The sequence below is a fragment of the Hyphomonas sp. FCG-A18 genome, from assembly GCF_045287255.1.
In the GTDB taxonomy this organism is placed as follows: Bacteria; Pseudomonadota; Alphaproteobacteria; order Caulobacterales; family Hyphomonadaceae; genus Henriciella.
Genome location: NZ_CP137142.1, coordinates 2,350,068 through 2,369,122 on the forward strand (window position 1 = coordinate 2,350,068; position 19,055 = coordinate 2,369,122).

Here is a 19,055-nt window from a genome sequence, read left to right on the forward strand (position 1 = left end):
AGGATGCACACATCATGGATGGATTCACACCAATCTCCGCAACAATTGGGGGACTGCTCATCGGGCTCTCTGCCGTATTGCTAATGGGCTTGAATGGACGCATTGCCGGAATTAGCGGCGTTTTCTCCGGAGCGGTCTTCGCTGAAGCCGGGGATAAGCTCTGGCGCGGGCTGTTTGTGCTCGGGCTGGTTGCCGCCCCGGCTCTATGGACCCTTGTTCAGGGCGCCCCGCCACCCTTTGAAATCACACCAAGCTGGCCGCTGATCATTGCAGGCGGGCTGCTTGTCGGGTTTGGCACCCGGCTTGGCTCAGGCTGCACCAGTGGGCATGGCGTTTGCGGGCTGTCCCGCCTGTCCACCCGCTCTATGGCTTCTGTCGCCCTGTTCATGGGCGCGGGCATGGGCACAGTCGCCCTCGCCAAAGCATTTATTGGAGGTTGATATGGGACGCAATTTCTCTGCTTTGATCGCTGGTCTGGTTTTCGGACTTGGCCTGACCATTTCCGAAATGGTCAATCCGGCCAAGGTCCTGGCTTTCCTTGACCTGTTTGGAAACTGGGACCCTTCCCTCGCTTTTGTTATGGGTGGAGCTTTGATCGTCACCGCGATTGGCTATCGTCTGGTCTGGAGCCGCGAACGCCCGGTCTTTGCTGATCGGTTTCAGGTACCCGGCAATCGCGATGTTGATACGCGCCTCGCCGTCGGGGCCATCCTGTTCGGGATGGGCTGGGGTCTTGTTGGCCTCTGCCCCGGTCCAGCGATTGCCGCCCTGACCTTTGGTGGCCCGGCACTTTACGTATTCCTTGCGGCGATGGCCGCTGGCATGGTGATATTCGAACTGATTGAGCGGCTCGGCAATCGCCCGGCCTCTGCTTAGCACGCACCAACACAGGAGCCTTCCCATGCCGACAAATGTTGGAACCATTGATCGCCTGATCCGAGCTGTAATCGGCCTGGTTGCTATTGGCTTTGTTTTCTTCGGCCCCATCGCCGCCACAGGTGGATGGGGTCTGGAGCGGATCGGCCTGCTGGCGATTGGCAGCATCATGCTCGCCACCAGTGCGGTGAAGTTTTGCCCGCTTTACCGCATCATCGGTCTGCGCACCTGCAAGTCCGAATAAGCGCCATCAAGGCTTTGCCTGATTACGTATAATCCGCTGCGTCAAAACGCTTTCTGGCGCCCGGATTTGTAATCGGTTAGCCAGCCGATCATGCTTGAGCGTCTTGCCTCACGTGTCACGCGCCTTTTGGCGATGCTGGCGATCAGCCTGCAGATCATGCTGCCCGGCATGGTTTCGGTTGCCCAGGCGAATGGCATTGAGCTTGGGCAATACATCTGCCTGATCCCCGGTGAAGAACCCAGCGATGAAATCAAGGATGCCGCGCGGCGCATCGCTGAAATAGTCGGGGATATCCCAGAAGAAGAGCCATTAGACGCGGAGCATTGCCCGTTCTGCACAATCGCGCACGGCGCCCCTTTACCCGCGTGCACTTTGGTCACCATACCGCTTTCTTTTGCGCTTGTTCAGGATTTTGTTCTTTATGAACCGGGCCTTCTGATCCCCGCACAGGGCCCACCGCTGGGCTCACGCGGACCGCCCTCTCACATATGATTGCACATGACTGGCTCGCTACGGCGAGTACTCCTCTGGCGCGCTTCTGACCGCGCCGCGCTTTTTGTTCGTGAGACTCCAAATGTATACCAAACTCCTCCCCCTGCTCCTATCCGGAGCCGCCATCGCTGCCTTTCCAACTTCTGCAATCGCCGATGATTCAGAACCCGCCCTGCAGGATGTCATTATCGTAACAGGCTCACGCCTGAACACAGCTATTGATCAAACCATCACCCCTGAAGCGGCCCCCTTGCGGGGGGGCGATATAACCTATCTGACCGCGCGCTCGCCCGGTGGTGCGCGCATCGGCAATGGGGAACTGTCTGGACAGATGCAATATCGTGGCTTGTTCGGGGAACGCCTGAACCTGCGCGTGGACGGTCAGCGGTTTGCCTCGGGTGGCCCAAACCTGATGGACCCGGTCTTCCACTACGCCCCGGCCCCGTTGATTGGATCTGTTGTGATTGATCGCGGCGTCAGCCCGGTTTCTGCAGGTCCAGGCCTTGCTGGCGGCGCGGACGCCATCTTCAAGCGGATCAATTACGCCGACACAGAAGACATCGCCTTCGGCTATGACCTGACCTTTGGTGCCCGCAGCGTGAATGAAAGCACCGCATCCGGCGGGGTCATCGGGGCGGCAACCGACACTTGGCGAATCAACCTGCTTGGCGCGTGGGAAGACGGCGATGATACTGAATTTGGCGACGGCACAATTGCCGGAACTGCTTTTGAACGCGGCGTCTTCGGCATTTCCAGTGGCGTGAAGACAGAGATTGGCGAGTTCACCCTCGACCTGCGACGTCAGAATACCGGCCCATCGGGCAACCCACCTTTCCCGATGGATATTGTCTATTTTGACACCGACTTTGCCCGATTTGGCTACGCCCATACGCTTGGTGGTGTGCGCATAAAAGCGAATGTCCACTATAGTGACGTTGCCCACCTGATGGACAATTTCTCACAACGCCCAGCCCCTACAGCCATGCGACAACGCGCGACCTTTGCCGATGCGACCACGCGTGGCGGGGATATCTCCCTTGGCTTTGACGCTTTCGGCGGCGACCTGTTGGTTGGGCTGGATGGCGAAGTGGTTGACCATCATGTCACCATTACCAATCCCAACAACAGCAACTTCTTTGTCACGCCCTTCCCTGATATCGAAACGGATCGCATTGGCGGCTTTGCAGAATGGCGCGGCGGTCTCGGGATTTTCGAGTCTGAGCTTGGTCTGCGCGTCGATCGCAATGGCTATGAGGCCGGGGAAGCCATTGTCGGACCGGCGCTACCAATGGGGCCACGCATGCTTGCCGGGGCCTTTAACAACTCTGATCGTTCGGGTGAGGACACAACTGTTGATGCCGTGATGCGCTTATGGACACCCGTGGAGAATGGCCTGTCATGGCGCATAACCCTGGCACATAAGCAGCAAATGCCAGGTTATGTTCAACGCTATGGTTGGCTACCCATCAATGCCAGTGGCGGCCTCGCCGATGGCAATATTTACGTTGGTGACCTCACCCTTGATCCTGAAACTGCCTGGATTGGGGAGGTCGGCTTCGATTTCGCCAATGACCGCGTTTACTTGCGCCCGACAGCCTATATCCGTCAGGTCGATGACTATATTCAAGGTGTCCCGTTTGATGACACGACCGGCGTGGCCGACACTCCGGTTGAGATGATTGCGACGATGAATGGCGATCCAACCCCGCTGCGCTGGGACAATGTCGACGCGCGCCTCTATGGTTTTGACCTTGATGGCGGCTATGACTTTGACGGCCCACTGCGCATCGATGGTGTGCTGAGCTATGTCCGCGGCGAGCGGCGCGATATTGATGATAATCTCTACCGCGTAACCCCGCCAAACCTGACAACAGGCCTGACCTGGGAAGCGGCAACATGGTCTGCGACCCTGGAAGCGCGCGCGGTGGCCGAGCAAAGCGACGTCTCCCGAACCAATAGTGAAGCGGAAACCGACGGCTATATTACGCTGAGCGCCTATGGTGATTGGGATATCACAGACGGCGTCCGCATCTCTGCCGGGGTCGAGAATCTGCTCGACGAAGTCTATGAGGATCACCTGTCTGGCTATAACCGCAATGGTTTTGGCGATGTTGCGGTCGGCGAACGCGTTCCGGGCGCAGGTCGGGGCGTGTTTGTCCGGCTGAGCCTATCACGCTAGGCCTCTGGAAAGCTTTGGGCAGGTTGCTGTGAAACAATCTGCCCAAAGCCGCTCGTGACCCGCATCTGGAAATTCGCTAAGGCTGCAGCGCGCTCATGACCAATCCTGAAAGGCCACCTCAATGCTGAAACCCGTTCTTGCCACCATAGCCTTCACATTCACAAATGGTCTTGCTCATGCAGGACCAGAGGATTTTCACGACGGAATCTTGATCCCGGATTATGGCCAGATCGCAGCAGTCCCTGAAGCCATGGCCATCCCCGAGGGGGCCGAGTTCAAGATCGCCTTCGATATCGCCAAGGCCGCCGAGCCGGGTGAGATCAATCGCAGGATCGCCAGTTCTGCCCGGTTATTGAACATGCATGCGGAGGCTGGACTGCCTGCGGAAGCGACCTCAATTGCGATTATCGTTCATGGCGGAGCGCACAAGGACCTGACCATTGATACGACATATGGCGGTGAGAATGCCAATGCAGGCCTGATCGCTGCTCTGATTGATGCAGGGGTTCGTATCGAGCTTTGCGGGCAGACCGCCGCCTATTACGGAATTACCAAGGCTGATCTTCTGCCAGGCGTCGAGCTAAGCCTCTCAGCCATGACCTCCCATGCCCTGCTGCAAAATGAGGGCTATACGCTCAATCCCTTCTAGTCAGACAGCCCCTTCAGGCGTCTCCCGACAGCAAATCCCAAAAAAGTCTTAATGCTGCCCTGTTGGCGGCATGCCGGTTGGGTGTATGGAGGAAATAGAGTCAGGAGGGATAAGACAATGATCGGTCGGACATTCGGGTTGCGCAACGGGGTACTGGGCGGGATTTTACTGGCCTTGGCCGCTTGTGGCAGTGGTGATGACACGCCCGATATTCCACCGCCGCCTGAAGAAGTTGGCGTCGGCGAAGTTGTTGAACGCTCCCGCTCAGATCAAGTCGCCGCCGAACAGCGCGAACGCGAACGTCAGCGCATTGCTGAACGCGCCGGGGAAACCGCTTTCGAATACATTCGCTATGCCCCTGATACGAGCGGTGACTTACCCAAGGCCTGTCTGGTTTTCTCTGCCCCACTCGATCCTGAAACCGACTATTCTGTTTTTGTTGACATGTCAGAAGGCGTTGAGCCGGCCTATGAAATCAATGGCGAGCAGCTTTGCCTGAACGGTCTGTCTTTTGCCGCCTCTTATACCGCGACTCTGCTTGAGGGCTTGCCCGCTGAAGACGGCCGCGAGTTGCTACGCGAGGAAGATGTTCAGCTGAGTTTTGAAGACCGCCCGCCATATGTCGGCTTCCGCGGTTCAGGGATCATTCTTCCGCGTGAGGATGCCGACGGCCTGCCAATTGAAACCGTCAATGTCGACTCGGTTGAGGTCACTGTTTCACGCGTGAATGACCGGGCGCTGGCCTTTAAATCCCTCAGCAAAGGCGTCGAAGCCGCTGAAGGGCGCTATAGCTATGTCTATGGTGACGAGAACCCGGCGGATGTCTCCAGTGAAATCTGGTCTGGCACGATGGAGATTGCCAATCTCAAGAATGCCCCGGTTGTCACGGTTTTCCCACTTCCCGATGTGATCCAGACTCTGGAACCGGGCGCCTATTATGTTGAGGTCAATGATGCCAAAGAGATTGGCCGTTATGACGGCCCACCAGCTTCGGCCAAACGCTGGATCCTGCTGACCGATCTTGCCCTGACGGCGTATCGCGGCGGTGAAGGCCTCGATGTTACGCTCCGCTCGCTACAGGATGGCGGCGTTCTGCCAAACACACCTGTACAGCTCATCGCCCGTAACAATGAAGTCCTCGCCGAAGTGATGACCGGCACCGATGGCCGGGTTCAGTTTAATGCAGAACTGCTCGCGGGCACCGGCAACCTCTCTCCAAAGGTCATCATGGCCCGCGGCCTGAAAGGCGACACAGCGATTATCGATCTGACACGCGCGCCTGTAGATATGTCAGAGCTTGATGTTGGCGGCCGCATGACGCCCGGCCCAGTTGATGGCTATCTTTACACGGAACGCGGCATCTATCGTCCGGGCGAAACAGTCTACCTGACGGCGCTTCTGCGAGACCGCGCAGGCCGCGCCATTCAGGAACGCGCCGGAACGCTGATCACCTATCGCCCGAACGGTATGGAAGCCACGCGCGAACGTTTCCTTGTCGGCGGTGCTGGCGGCCTGCAACGTGACATCGCTCTGCCGAAAGCTGCCGCGCGCGGCCTCTGGCGCAGCGTGATTGAAATTGATGGCCTGGGTCAGGTCGGCTCTGTCTCCTATTCGGTTGAAGACTTCGTACCCCAGCGTATTGCGGTAGAGCTGAGCGCAGACGAAGCGCCAATTCTGCCAAATGACCGCCCTCGCGACATCGAGGTTGAGGCCCGCTTCCTGTATGGCGCACCGGGCGCTGCCCTGACCGTGCAATCGCAAGCCCGTGTTGAGCCCGACCCATCCCCATTTGAAGGCTATAATGGCTTCAAATGGGGTAGCCATAGCGCCACCTTCCGCGAACAGATTATCGAGATTACAGACCGCACAACTGATGGTGCAGGCAAGGCAACTGTTCGTCTGGATGCCGGATCACGCGGTCAGGGCTCTGGTCGTCCATTGCGCCTCAATACAATTGTCAGCGTTCTGGAACCCGGTGGTCGCGCCGTGACCGAGAGCGTGCGTATCCCCTTCCGTCCAGATAGTCTCTATCTTGGCACCAAACCCGCGTTTGAAGGCCGCCTCGGTGAGGGCGAAACGGCTGTGTTCGAGATTGCTGCGGTCGGCGCGGATGGCGTTGGCACAGACACAGAGCTACGTTTCAAAGTGCTCGACATTGACTATCATTATGACTGGTACCGTGAGGATGGCCGCTGGAGATGGCGTCGCTCGCGCACCGTTCGCACCGTCAATGAAGGCCCGCTCACCACAACCGATGGCGCAGCGCAAGTGAGCGTCACGGGTCTCGACTGGGGCGCGCATGAGTTGATCATTGAAGCCGAAGATGGCGCCAAAGCCAGCCGCGAATTCTATGTCGGCTGGGGTGGAAATGTCTCTGATGACGGGGTTGAGGCTCCGGATCGTGTTCAGGTCAGCCTCGATGATGAAATGGTCGTATCTGGCCGCCCGGCGGCCCTGACCATCGTCCCACCCTATGATGGTGAGGCTCAGATCGTTGTTGCGACAGACCGCATCCTGTCGGTCGAAACCCGCGCCGTTCAGGCTGAGGGTACACAGATCACGCTGCCAGTGACTGATGAGTGGGGCGAAGGTGCCTATGTCATGGTCAATGTCTACACCCCGCGCGATCCGATCGTACAGGCCAAGCCTCGTCGCGCTGTCGGTGTTGGCTATGTCCCGGTCAATCTGGACCCTCGTACGTTTGAAGTCGAAATTGATGCGCCTGACCTTGTTCGCCCGGGTACGCAGGAAACCATCACCGTGAAACTCGATGATGGCCCACGGGATAAAGCCTATGTCACGCTGGCTGCCGTCGATGAAGGCATCTTGCGCCTGACCAAGTTCAGCTCGCCTGACCCGGTCGATTGGTTCTTTGGCAAGAAAGCCCTCGGCGTCTCGCTCTATGATGATTATGGGCGCTTGCTTGATCCGAATCTCGGCCTGCCTGCTGAAGTGCGTAGCGGTGGCGACCAGCTCGGCGGGGAAGGCCTGTCTGTCGTCCCGACTAAAACGGTCGCCCTCTTCTCTGGCATTGTCGAAGTTGGCCGTGGTGGTGAAGCCCGGATCAGGGTCGACATTCCAGAGTTTAATGGCGAGCTACGCCTGATGGCCGTCGCATGGTCCGACACAGGATTAGGCTCTGCCGACCAAGCCATGACGGTTCGCGAACAAGCGCCGAGTGATCTGATCCTGCCGCGCTTCCTCGCGCCGGGTGATCAGGCCGTGGCAACGATCAGCGTTGACAATGTCGAGCTGGCCGATGGTGAGTTTACAACCACTTTGGTGGCCAGTGATCCGGTCTCGGTGAATGCCGAAACCCTGACCAAGACCATTCCAAACGGTCAGCGCAGTGATCAAGGTGTGCGGATTGAAGCGAGCGATGAGGGCATTTCCCGCCTGCGCCTAAACGTTCAGGGACCGCAAAACTTCTCAACCGAGCGGACCTATATGATCCAATCGCGCTCACCCTACCTGCCGACCACATCAATCGAACGCAGCCTGATGGAAGAAGGCGAGAGCTATACGCCTAACGCCGCTCTGTTTGCAGACTTCGTACCGGGCACAGCAGAGATGACGGTTACCTTTAGTGGCCTGCCAGTTGACCCGAATGCGCTGTATCAGTCGCTCGCCCGCTATCCTTATGGCTGTACCGAACAAACCATTAGTCGCGCCATGCCGCTGGTCTATGCCGAGCAATTGGTCGACGAAGGCGCAAGCGATGACCGTCCACCTGCCCGCGCGCAGGTTCAGCAAGCCGTCGCCACGATCCTGAACCGCCAAAGCGATAATGGCGCGTTTGGCCTATGGCGTGAGGGTGATCGGAATGCCTCCCCATGGCTCGGGGCCTATACGACTGACTTCCTCTACCGCGCCGATCAAGCCGGATATGAAGTGCCACAGGCCGCGCTGGATCGTGCCTATCAGGCCCTGCGCGCGGTTGCGCAAGGGGATGCCTGGCGGGTCTATGGCTACCAGACCGATGTCTATGAAAGCCGCTGGCATGACGATACTGAGCGCAAGCTAATGCAGCGCTCTGCCCCTTATGCCCTCTATGTGCTGGCACGCGCGGGTAAAGCCGACATCTCACGCCTGCGCTATCTGCACGATCGTGAGCTGAGTGAAATGCGCTCACCACTGGCCAAGGCCCACCTTGCTGCGGCGTTGGCTTATATGGGCGACCGCTCACGGGCAGCCAGTGCGTTTGACGCCGCTGAAGAAGCCCTCGGTTATCTCAATAGTGGGGACTATTATCAAACCCCGCTTCGCGATCTGTCTGGTGTCCTGGCCCTTGCCGCGGAAACCGACTTTACCGAACATGCCGCGCGTCTGGCTGAAAAGCTGGGTGAGGACACGCCGGAGCCGAACCGCCTGACCACGCAGGAGAAAGCCTTCCTGTTGCTCGCGGTCGATGGCCTCTCTGGTGAGGACGGCCTGCGCCTTGATGTCGATGGCCTGCGCAGCAGCAATGGCGATCGCCGTTTCTTCCTGACCCAGCAGAATGTCGAAGACGGCGTAAGCTTCCGCCTGCGCCGAGGATCCAGCGCAATCTTCCGGACGGTCATGGTCACCGGCTCACCGCTAAAAGCGCCTGCTCCAGCAAGTGAAAGTCTGGGTGTCAGCAAAACCATCCGCACCCTCAGCGGTGGTCGTGTGAACCTGTCTAATGTCACACAAGGGGATCAGATGGTCGTTGTGCTGACTCTAGATCCGGAACAGCGCCGAAATAATCCAGTCATCGTCGCTGATCTTCTGCCTGCCGGGTTTGAGATTGAAACCATCCTGACCCCGGCTGACGGAGATCAGGAAAGCGATCGCGATGGCGCCTTTGCCTGGATTGGCCGCATTCACCGCGCCGAGACCGCCGAGGCCCGCGATGACCGCTTCATCGCTGCCATTGATGTGATCGATGAGAACCGGACGCTCGCCTATGTCGTCCGCGCAGTAACCCCGGGCGAGTTCGCTATGCCGGGTGTTGTCGCCGAAGACATGTATCGCCCGGATGTTTTCGCGCGCTCTGCGGCTGGCAATGTTGTGATCAGCGCCCAGCAAGCCGGACCAGGCGGTAGTCAGTGATGATCTGGGTCAAACGGATAGGATTGACCGCGCTTCTAGCGCTGGCCGTCCTGTTCGTTCTGGATCGGGCTTTCCCGCCACCGATTGAGCGCGGGCATGTGGTCTCCATCATGGTCAGTGACCGCGATGATCGCCCACTACGCGCGTTTCCGCTTGAGGATGGGCGTTGGCGCTTCGCCACGCGGCTCGAAGATGTTGATCCGGTTTTCCTCGATGCCCTGCTGGCTGTCGAAGACCAGCGGTTTTACAGCCATGGCGGCGTTGACTGGGTCGGTATGGGTCGCGCGCTCTGGTCATCAGCAAAGGCGGGCCGCGTTGTTTCTGGTGGCTCAACCATCACAATGCAAACTGCCCGCTTGCTGGAGCCACGGCCAAACCGAACCATCGGCGCGAAACTGATCGAGATGTGGCGCGCGCATCAATTGGAGTGGCGGCTTTCCAAGCAGGAGATTCTGGAGCTTTACCTGACCCTTGCGCCCTATGGCGGCAATCTTGAAGGCATTCGCGCGGCAAGCTGGCGCTATTTTGGGCGCGAGCCTGATCGGTTGAGCGATGACCAGATCGCGCTGCTGATTGCTCTGCCCCAATCCCCGGAAGTGCGCCGCCCAGACCTACGCCCCGAAGGCGCGAAGGCAGGCCGACAAGAGATTATCACAAAGCTGGAACGCCACGGCTTTCTGACTAAGGCCCGAGCAAGTGAAGCCAGCGCTGCCGCTTTACCCGTAAAGCGCTATGCTTTCCCGAACCGCGCCTGGCATGGCACCGAGCGCGCGATACGCGGGACCAGCAGCGATGTCCGCTCCACCCTTGATGCAGCTTTGCAGTCCGACCTTGAGCGCATCGCGGTACGCGCCGCCGAGGCCGCAGGAGCGGAAACCCAAGTCGCGATCCTCGTCGTCGATATTCCAACCCGCGCGGTGCGCGCTGCGGTTGGTTCGGCGAGCCGCGAGCGCGCGGGTGGCTGGCTCGATCTGACGGCGCAAGCGCGATCCCCCGGCTCAACCCTGAAACCCTTCATCTATGCGATGGCCTTTGATGATGGCAGCGCCGCGCCAAACACACGGATTTCTGACCTGCCCAAACGCTTTGCCAGCTATCAGCCTGAAAATTTCGATCGCATGTTTCGCGGCGATGTACGCATTGCCGAAGCCTTGCAGCACTCGCTAAATGTGCCGGCCGTTCTGACACTCGACCGGGTTGGCGCAGAACGCTTCGCGGCCAGCTTGTCTCTGGCAGGGGCACCCCCGCGCATCTCAACAGGCGCAAAGAAACAGCCGGGCCTTGCCTTGGCCCTTGGCGGCGCAGGTCTGACCGCCCGCGAGCTCGCCGTGCTTTACGCTGCCTTGGGTGATGATGGCCGAGCAAAACCCCTCATCTGGGATGAAGCCAAGATTGATATGTCAATCGCGCGGTCCGGCTATCGCCTGATGAGCAGCGAAACCGCGGGAAAAGTCCTGACCATTCTACGCGGTACGCCCGCGCCTGAAGGGCGCATGCCCGGACGCCTGACTCAGAATGCCCCGCAAGTCGGGTTCAAGACAGGGACAAGTTATGGCTTTCGCGATGCCTGGGCCGCAGGTGTTTCAGGCAATCATGCGGTTATCGTCTGGGTTGGCCGCGCCGATGGCGCCCCGCGTCCTGGCGAAACGGGCCGCAAAGCTGCGCTACCCATCCTGTTTGAAGTTGCTGATCGCGCCACCGAAATCCTCGGCGATGCCGGATCATCCCGAACCCGCCTTATGAGCGAAAGGACAACAATTGCCAAAGGCGCACAAACGCGATTTGAGGATAACAATACGCCACCACAAATCCTGTTCCCACCAAAGGATGCCGAACTATGGGCAGGCGAGATTAATGGACAAAAAGCCCGCGCCTTCGTTTTTGCTGGCCGCGGGCAAAGTGATCTTAGTTGGTATGTCGATGGCGCGCCTATCATGCCTGATGCTGGGGGCCTCCCGGCCTGGACCCCACAGCGCGCAGGTTTTTACCGCATCAGCGCTGTAGACAAAGCTGGCCGGACCAGTGCCGTGCGCGTGAGAGTTCTGGGTGCAGAGTAGCGCTTTGATTGATAAGCATGCGCTGCAGCAGGCACTATCACAGCAAATGCCTCACCTTGCAGGTTTGCCAAAACAGCGCCTAGGCCAATCAGGCACCGACAATTATATTTTCCGGTTAGGGGAACATTATTGCATTCGCTTGCCCCGCCACACAGAGGCTGCCGCCCAGCTTAAAAAAGAGGGCGATTATCTCAGTCACCTTCAAGATTTGCCGTTGGCCACACCTCAGCTGATCGCACAGGGCCAACCATTTTCAGGATACACGCATAATTGGGCTGTTTACATATGGATTGACGGAACCGACCTGCACCATGGGACAGCAATTGCGCCTTCGAGTATTGCCGAAAGTCTCGGAGGTTTCCTGAAAACCTTATGGGCATGTGATGCAACGAACGGCCCAGCTGCTGGTGCTCAAAACAACTATCGTGGAACGAGCTTGCACCAACGCGACAAGCTTACCCGACAAGCAATCCATGACCTCTCAGACGAATTCCCAGAGCAGAGTTTACTCGAAATCTGGGAAACTGCATGCAAAGCGGCTCCCCATGAAGGGCAACCAGTCTGGGTGCATGGCGACCTCCATGCCGCCAATATCTTAGCCAAAAATGGAGCTTTGGTCGGCATTATTGACTGGGGCTTGATGGGGATTGGCGACCCGGCGGTCGACCTGATGCCAGCCTGGAGCCTTATGGATCAAAACACCAGAGCGATATTCCGAGACATCACAAACGTAAGCGAAACGACATGGCTACGCGGTATGGGCTGGTCGCTTTCTGTAGCCACTATTGCTTACGCCTATTACCGCAACCGCCCGGATTACTGGTTGAACGAGATCAGCTTACGCACGCTACATACGTTGGTGGGCAACGGTGCCCCACCGTCAACTCTAGACTCATAGACTCAAAAAGATGACACTGGCGTCATGGAAAAGACTGATTTTGATGTCCTGATTGTCGGCGCGGGCCTCTCAGGAATTGGTGCCGCGGTTCATCTCGGTAAGAAATGTCCCGGTAAATCCTATGTAATTCTGGAAATGCGTGAAGCGAGCGGCGGAACCTGGGACCTGTTCCGTTATCCCGGCATCCGCAGCGATAGCGACATGCACACGCTGGGCTATAATTTCAAACCCTGGGATGCTCAAAAGGCCATTGCGGACGGCCCAGCGATTTTGAAATATGTTCGCGAAACGGCAAAAGATTACGGTGTTGAAGAGCATATCCGCTATAATCGAAAGGTCGTTTCAGCGAATTGGGACAGCCAGGCCGCTAACTGGCAAGTTGAGGTCGAAGGCCCCGATGGTCCTGAAACCTATACGGCACGGTGGCTACACATGTGCAGCGGCTATTATCGCTATGATCAGGGCTACATGCCAGAGTTCGCCGGACAGGATGCCTTCAAGGGCGATCTTATCCATCCTCAGCATTGGCCAGAAGATCTCGACTATGCTGACAAGAATGTTGTGATCATCGGATCTGGCGCAACGGCGATGACACTGGTCCCGGCCATGACCGACAAAGCAGCCCATGTCACCATGCTCCAGCGTTCACCAACCTATGTTGTCTCGCGCCCGGCTGAAGATGGTGTCGCGAATTTCATGCGCAAAATCATGCCGAATAAAATGGCCTATGGGATTACGCGTTGGAAGAATGTGCTGATGCAGCTCTTCTTTTACAACATGACGCGTGTGCGACCGAAAAAGGTCAAAGAGCGCCTCATCGGTATGGTTGAAGAGGAACTCGGCCCGGATTTCGATGTCGAGAAGCATTTCACGCCGACCTATAACCCATGGGATCAGAGACTTTGCCTTGTCCCCGATAGCGATCTGTTTGCCGCCCTGAAAGACAGGCGTGCAAGCGTTGTGACTGATCATATCGACCGCTTTCTCGAAAATGGTATTCAACTAAAGTCGGGAGACGTTCTCGACGCCGATATCATCGTCAGCGCAACTGGTTTGGAGCTGATCTGGCTTGGTGGCATGCAAGTCAGCGTCGATGGACAAGTTCAGGTACCGCACGATCTACTGAACTATCGTGGGGCTATGGTCTCGAACGTGCCCAATATGACCAGTGTTTTCGGGTATACGAATGCCAGCTGGACCCTGCGTGCCGATCTCACCAGTGAGTATATGTGCAAAGTCCTCAGACATATGGATAAAAAAGGCTATGTCGAAGCTCGTCCGGTTGCCGATGGTGTAGAGGCCGCAGACGATTTCCTCGATTTTTCTTCTGGTTATGTGCAGCGGGCCATGGATCGCTTCCCCCGCCGCGCCAAGGAAGCTCCATGGCTCATGACGCAGAACTATGCCCGTGACATTTTCCTGATGCGACACGGCAAAGTCGAGGATGGTGCCCTGCAATTTCGCAAGGCAAATGAACCTGTAATCGGCCTATCAACAGAGCCTCTTGCCGTTGCTGCTGAATAAGGCTGTCATACAAGCGTAATTCTAGCTTGAATCCAGACTCAGCCCAGCGTATGTGAGGCATTCACGTGCAGCCTTAGCTCAGTTGGTTAGAGCGCCGGTTTGTGGAGCCGGAGGTCCTTGGTTCGAACCCAAGAGGCTGTACCATCCTTAAGACCTGTTCATTTTCGGTTTATTTATACCGCGCCACCTCCTTGTTTCATTGGGGTTTTCTATCGATTTTTCCGCTTTTGGGCTGTTGCAAATACGCCGCGCCTTGCTAAAAAATCCGAACGAACGTCGATTCACAGGACTAAAGCCCTCGCGCATCTCAAAAAAAGTGCGTAAGGAAGTGGTCTTGCGGACTCGTCCGTAAACTAATCCTGCGGTCGTGCGACAATGGTGTCGAGCGGCATCCACAAGGGGATGAAGATGAAAAAAACTCTTATGTGCGCGACAGCCGCGGCCGCATTTGCGTCTGCTGGCTTTATGGCCCACGCTGAAGACGGGTGGTACGCCCGTGGTGATATCGGCTGGGTGTTTGATGGAACGCTAGACCACGACGCTCCCACCAATATTCCACACACAGTTGGTAGTGACAGCGAAACAAAAGAAGATGTTGTGCTTGGTGGCCTTGGTGTTGGCTACGGCTTCGACAATGGCTTCCGCCTTGAAACAGCTCTGACACACCGCGCCGGTGATCTGGATGTTCCAGTTAACATCAATGGTGGTCTGCCAGAGGATATCGGCACACAAACAGCAACTGAACCTGCATTCCTTTACGCCCGTCACCCACAAGGCAAAATGCAGTCTTGGGACCTGATGGTGAATGGTCTTTACGACTTTAACCGTGATGGCAACTTTAACCCGTACCTTGGTGTTGGTGTTGGGGCAGCAAAGTATAAGGGCAAAGTTTCAAACATTACTGGCGTGCAAACGCGTCCAGGTGAAGCTTCCCAAGCTTTCGTCCAGAATGGTTTCTGGGACAGTGAAACGGCTGTTGCTTATCAGGCCCTGGCTGGTATCGGTTACAAGGTTACAGACCGCCTAACCGCTGACCTTGGCTACCGTTTCTTCACTATCCAAGATCTTGACTTTAATGGTCGTGACATTGGTGGTGGTGATCTTCGTTATGATGCAAATTACGTGGATCACTCCGTAACCTTCGGTCTGCGTTATGCGCTGGGTGCGCCAGTGGCTCCACCGCCACCACCGCCGCCTCCACCACCGCCGCCACCTCCGCCTCCACCGCCGCCGCCGCCGCCGCCGCCGCCTCCACCACCGGAGCCAGCGCCACAGCCTGTGGCTGCGTGTTCTACGCTGAACCAGTCTTTCGTCGTCTACTTCGAGTGGGACGAGTCTGACCTGACCAGCCAGGCCTCTGCCGTGGTTGACCAGGCGGTTGCCAACATTCGTCAACGCAGCGACTGTTCTGCTGGCGCGGTAACCATCGTTGGTCACACTGACACCTCTGGTAGCTCAGCCTACAACCAGCGTCTGTCCGCTCGCCGGGCCGCTGCGGTTGCTGGTGCGCTGCAAAGCCGCGGTGTTGCCTCTGACCTGATCGAAACTGCCGCTCGCGGTGAGAACGATCTGGCCAAAGCGACCCGTGACGGTGTTCGTGAGCCTCTGAACCGTCGTTCAGAAGTGACCATCATTGTTCGCTAAGGCGACTTTGATCTGATATCAGGAAAGCCCGGTCATAATGACCGGGCTTTTTTGTTTGGACGCCACTTTCCTTCACACTGATCTATATGACACCCATACGGAATACGGATCATGAGGATGTGAAATGGCAGAGCGCAAAGCAACCTATGCCGAGTTTTGGCCTTTCTATCTGCAAGAGCACGCCAAACCGACCACACGATACTTTCACTATATGGGCACAGCCTTAGTTATCTTGATCGCAGGATTTGCCCTTTTCACGCAGCGCTGGCTTGTCCTGCTCGCCATGCCTGTGGCTGGCTACCTCTTTGCATGGCTGAGCCATGCGCTGATCGAGCGTAACAGGCCAGTCACTTTTACGCATCCGCTCTGGTCTCTGATCAGTGATTTCCGGATGTTCTTTCTATGGCTGACAGTAAGATTCTCAAAAATCGCCCCAACGCGTAAGCGCCGCGCGCGCAATAGGCTCGCCCCATTCCTGAACAAAGTGCCCACCATCCTCGATCATCATTGGCTCAGGGCAGCCACGGATAATCTGGCGTAAATGCGCCATCTGGTTCGGTCCTAAAACAGGGTCCTGTTGGCCAACAGCCATAAAGCTCTCCCCGCCCCACTCATTGGCCCACCAGCGCGCGGCGCGCTTGGACACGCCAACCCCTTCCATATCTGGATCTGTCATCACCATATCCGGAAAACGCCGCACCCCGGCTTTATAGCTCATGTCCGGAAATGGTGCGGCATAAGCGGCCGCTTCAGCCTCACTCAAAACGGAGGTGGCGCGCTTCATCAGGGCTGCAACATCCATGTCCGGCTGGGTCCGGTTATACGCGCGCCACGCTTCAAAGCCCTGTCCGGGCGATTGGCCAATAGCAATTGCGGTGTTCATAACCAAGAGCCGCTTGAAACGCTCTGACATATCCTGAGGAATGGTCAAACCCAGCAGACCACCCCAGTCCTGGCAAACCAGCGTTATGTTCTGCAAGTCGAGCCGCTCGATCAACGCGATCATCATATTGCGGTGAAAGTGATATGTGTAAACGCTATCCTCTACCGGCTTATCAGAGCGCCCAAAGCCAAGCCAATCCGGCGCGACGACCCGCGCCCCACTCTCCAGAAAAACGGGAATCATTTTTCGATAGAGATAGGACCAGCTCGGCTGTCCATGCAGACAGAGAAATGTGCGGTCTGCTGTCCTCGACCCCTCATCAACGTAATGGATCCGCAGCCCTTCATACCCGGCCAAGTCGTCAACATAATGCGGGGTGAAATTGTAACCGGGTAGGTTTTCAAATCGCGCATCAGGGGTTCGTAGAGCTTCAATCATGCGGTCCTCCATGTGTTTTCTGAAACACTGGCCCTGACGAAGCGGCTTAGCAAGCGGCAACTCAAAATGTGACGCCCTCGTCATAGTTTCTACTGCGTCGCAACAAAAAAGAGGCTGCCATGTTGCCAAGGCAGCCTTTTAGGAGGAGTGAGTTGAATAAAAACGAAATTATTTCGCAGCGCTATTGCAGCTTTCAAGCTGCTCTTCAGTCAGCGCGCCATTTTTGTTTTGGAAAGAAACAAACTTGCCAACTTCCTGGGCGACTTTCTGGCAAGTGCGAACAGTCGGCTTCTTGCGCTTTAGTTCAGCCGTGCAGGTGTCGCCTTCGCAAGACCACAGGTATTTACCGACAACAACTTGGGTCGCAGCTTCTTTTGGCGTTTCCAGCTTGGCCGTGAAAACGGTGGCAGTAGACGCAGACGCTGCGCCAGCAAATGTCAGGGCGATTGTCGAGAGAGCAAGTGTGCGGAGCATGGGAGGAAACCTTTCAATCCGAAACGGGTTTTGGCCTGCTTATGTCTTGGCCTTTAGATCGATATATAATCACTGAATAATTTGTCAATCATTCAGGGCACATTTAATTATGCTGCGCTTGCGAAGAATAATCCATTCGACTTTCGGTGAAGATTATATAGCCCGAACCCGCCACGAGATTGACGCGGCGGCCCGGCTTGTCGCGCGCTCTTCCGCGCGTATCGTTTCCTCAAAAGATATTGGGAGCGACGCGCCATGGACTTCAATATACCCCAAGAGCTTCAGGATTACCTCAGTGAACTTGACGCGTTCATCGAGGCTGAAATCAAACCGCTGGAACAGCAAGACGATAATATCCGCTTTTTCGACCATCGCCGCGAGTGGGCCAGGACTGATTTTGACAATGGTGGCCTGCCCCGCCCCGAATGGGAGGATCTTCTAAAGCAAGCAAAGCGCAAAGCTGATGAGGCGGGCCATTTCCGCTTTGGCCTACCGAGAGAATATGGCGGCAAGAATGGCTCCAACCTCGCCATGGCAGTTATCCGCGAGCATCTCGCGCGCAAAGGGCTCGGCCTGCACAACGACCTCCAGAACGAACATTCGATCGTCGCAAACTTCCCGCAAATCCTGATGCTACGTGACTTTGCACGCGAGGATCAGAAACATCTGGCTGAAGCCGCGCTCAACGGAGAATTCATTGCGACGTTCGGTCTGACCGAGCCTGAGCATGGCTCCGATGCCACGCATATGGATACAGTGGCCAGGCGCGAGACCCGTGATGGCGTTGAGGGCTGGCGGATCAATGGTGAGAAAATGTGGACGACCGGGATGCATGTCGCCACGCACATCATGTGTTTTGCCCGCACAAGTGGCGAAGATGGTGATGCCCGCGGGATTACCTGCTTGCTTGTTCCAGCCGACGATCCTGGTGTGAAAATCGAGGAATACCTCTGGACGTTCAACATGCCGACCGATCATCCACGCGTGTCGATCACCAATGTCTGGGTGCCTGACAGCGCCGTCTTTGGCCCACCGGAAGGCGGCCTCGCCCTCGCGCAGCACTTTGTCCACGAGAACCGTATCCGTCAGGCCGCTTCTTCAGTCGGCGCGGCCCTCTATTGTATAGACCAAAGCGTTGAGTATGCCCGCGAGCGCAAACCATTCGGCAAGCCCCTCGCCATCAATCAAGCCATTCAGTTCCCGCTGGTCGAGCTAGCCACAGAAGCCGAGATGCTTCGGCTCCTGATCTTCAAAACCGCGTGGGAGATGGACCAGATGACCAAACCGGAAGTCGCGATCCGTCTGTCGGATAAAGTCTCCATGTGCAACTACCGGGCGAACCGCTTGTGCTGCAATGCCGCCGATCAGGCCATGCAGACCCATGGCGGCATGGGCTATTCGCGCCATAAGCCCTTTGAGCACATCTACCGCCATCATCGTCGGTATCGCATCACCGAAGGCTCTGAGGAAATCCAGATGCGCAAGGTCGCCGGGCACCTTTTCGGCTTCATGGGCGAGAAGAAGCGCAAGGCATAAGCGCCAGAAATTCCCTCACCAGGCGAGTTTGGCATGAGAATTGCTCCAGTCAGCGGGTGAACGTGACCCGTCCCAGATTGGCAGGAGC

15 protein-coding genes and 1 tRNA gene are annotated in these 19,055 nt (G+C 57.0%); 14 read left to right on the plus strand and 2 right to left on the minus strand.

Going from position 1 to position 19,055, the window contains the following annotated elements; all coding sequences use genetic code 11:
* The first annotated feature begins 14 nt into the window (after positions 1–14).
* The 13 genes from RYZ27_RS11670 to RYZ27_RS11730 all read left to right on the plus strand — a co-directional run bounded on the left by RYZ27_RS11670 (position 15) and on the right by RYZ27_RS11730 (position 16,177).
* Positions 15–440 (plus strand): YeeE/YedE family protein, encoded by a 426-nt coding sequence (locus tag RYZ27_RS11670; RefSeq protein ID WP_406679688.1) that lies wholly within the window; start codon positions 15–17, stop codon positions 438–440.
* A gap of 1 nt (position 441) precedes the next feature.
* Positions 442–876 carry a DUF6691 family protein gene (locus RYZ27_RS11675; protein ID WP_406679689.1) on the plus strand — a complete coding sequence of 145 codons (435 nt, stop codon included), beginning with the start codon at positions 442–444 and terminating at the stop codon, positions 874–876.
* Positions 877–901: 25 nt separating this feature from the next.
* Entirely contained in the window at positions 902–1,120 is a 219-nt protein-coding gene (locus RYZ27_RS11680) for a DUF2892 domain-containing protein (protein ID WP_406679690.1), read from the plus strand.
* A gap of 90 nt (positions 1,121–1,210) precedes the next feature.
* The gene (locus RYZ27_RS11685) at positions 1,211–1,612 is read left to right on the plus strand and encodes a DUF2946 domain-containing protein (RefSeq protein ID WP_406679691.1); all 402 of its coding nucleotides are present in this window, start codon (positions 1,211–1,213) and stop codon (positions 1,610–1,612) included.
* An 82-nt stretch (positions 1,613–1,694) separates the two neighbouring features.
* The gene (locus RYZ27_RS11690; protein WP_406679692.1) at positions 1,695–3,791 is read left to right on the plus strand and encodes a TonB-dependent receptor domain-containing protein; all 2,097 of its coding nucleotides are present in this window, start codon (positions 1,695–1,697) and stop codon (positions 3,789–3,791) included.
* 121 nt (positions 3,792–3,912) lie between these two features.
* Entirely contained in the window at positions 3,913–4,440 is a 528-nt protein-coding gene (locus RYZ27_RS11695; protein ID WP_406679693.1) for a DsrE family protein, read from the plus strand.
* Between the two features lie 117 nt (positions 4,441–4,557).
* Complete coding sequence (locus RYZ27_RS11700; protein ID WP_406679694.1) at positions 4,558–9,513, plus strand: alpha-2-macroglobulin family protein; 4,956 nt, start codon at positions 4,558–4,560, stop codon at positions 9,511–9,513.
* Positions 9,513–11,570, plus strand: a complete 2,058-nt coding sequence (pbpC, locus tag RYZ27_RS11705; RefSeq protein WP_406679695.1) for a penicillin-binding protein 1C — start codon at positions 9,513–9,515, stop codon at positions 11,568–11,570. The genes RYZ27_RS11700 and pbpC overlap by 1 nt, the downstream gene beginning before the upstream one ends.
* 4 nt (positions 11,571–11,574) lie before the next feature.
* Positions 11,575–12,468 carry an aminoglycoside phosphotransferase family protein gene (locus tag RYZ27_RS11710; RefSeq protein WP_406679696.1) on the plus strand — a complete coding sequence of 298 codons (894 nt, stop codon included), beginning with the start codon at positions 11,575–11,577 and terminating at the stop codon, positions 12,466–12,468.
* 24 nt (positions 12,469–12,492) lie between these two features.
* Complete coding sequence (locus RYZ27_RS11715) at positions 12,493–13,992, plus strand: flavin-containing monooxygenase (protein WP_406679697.1); 1,500 nt, start codon at positions 12,493–12,495, stop codon at positions 13,990–13,992.
* Between the two features lie 67 nt (positions 13,993–14,059).
* Positions 14,060–14,136, plus strand: a tRNA-His gene (locus RYZ27_RS11720).
* A gap of 264 nt (positions 14,137–14,400) precedes the next feature.
* The gene (locus tag RYZ27_RS11725; protein ID WP_406679698.1) at positions 14,401–15,636 is read left to right on the plus strand and encodes an OmpA family protein; all 1,236 of its coding nucleotides are present in this window, start codon (positions 14,401–14,403) and stop codon (positions 15,634–15,636) included.
* 124 nt (positions 15,637–15,760) lie between these two features.
* Positions 15,761–16,177, plus strand: a complete 417-nt coding sequence (locus tag RYZ27_RS11730) for an Mpo1-like protein (protein WP_406679699.1) — start codon at positions 15,761–15,763, stop codon at positions 16,175–16,177.
* Here the strand turns inward: RYZ27_RS11730 and RYZ27_RS11735 are convergent.
* Complete coding sequence (locus RYZ27_RS11735; protein ID WP_406679700.1) at positions 16,058–16,957, minus strand: haloalkane dehalogenase; 900 nt, start codon at positions 16,955–16,957, stop codon at positions 16,058–16,060. The two genes, RYZ27_RS11730 and RYZ27_RS11735, sit on opposite strands and share 120 nt — an antisense overlap.
* A gap of 168 nt (positions 16,958–17,125) precedes the next feature.
* Positions 17,126–17,431: a CC_3452 family protein gene (locus RYZ27_RS11740; protein WP_406679701.1), complete on the minus strand. Its 306-nt coding sequence runs from the start codon at positions 17,429–17,431 to the stop codon at positions 17,126–17,128.
* Between the two features lie 255 nt (positions 17,432–17,686).
* Here RYZ27_RS11740 and RYZ27_RS11745 point away from each other — a divergent pair, with 255 nt between their 5' ends.
* Positions 17,687–18,967, plus strand: a complete 1,281-nt coding sequence (locus RYZ27_RS11745; protein ID WP_406679702.1) for an acyl-CoA dehydrogenase family protein — start codon at positions 17,687–17,689, stop codon at positions 18,965–18,967.
* Positions 18,968–19,055: the final 88 nt, after the last annotated feature.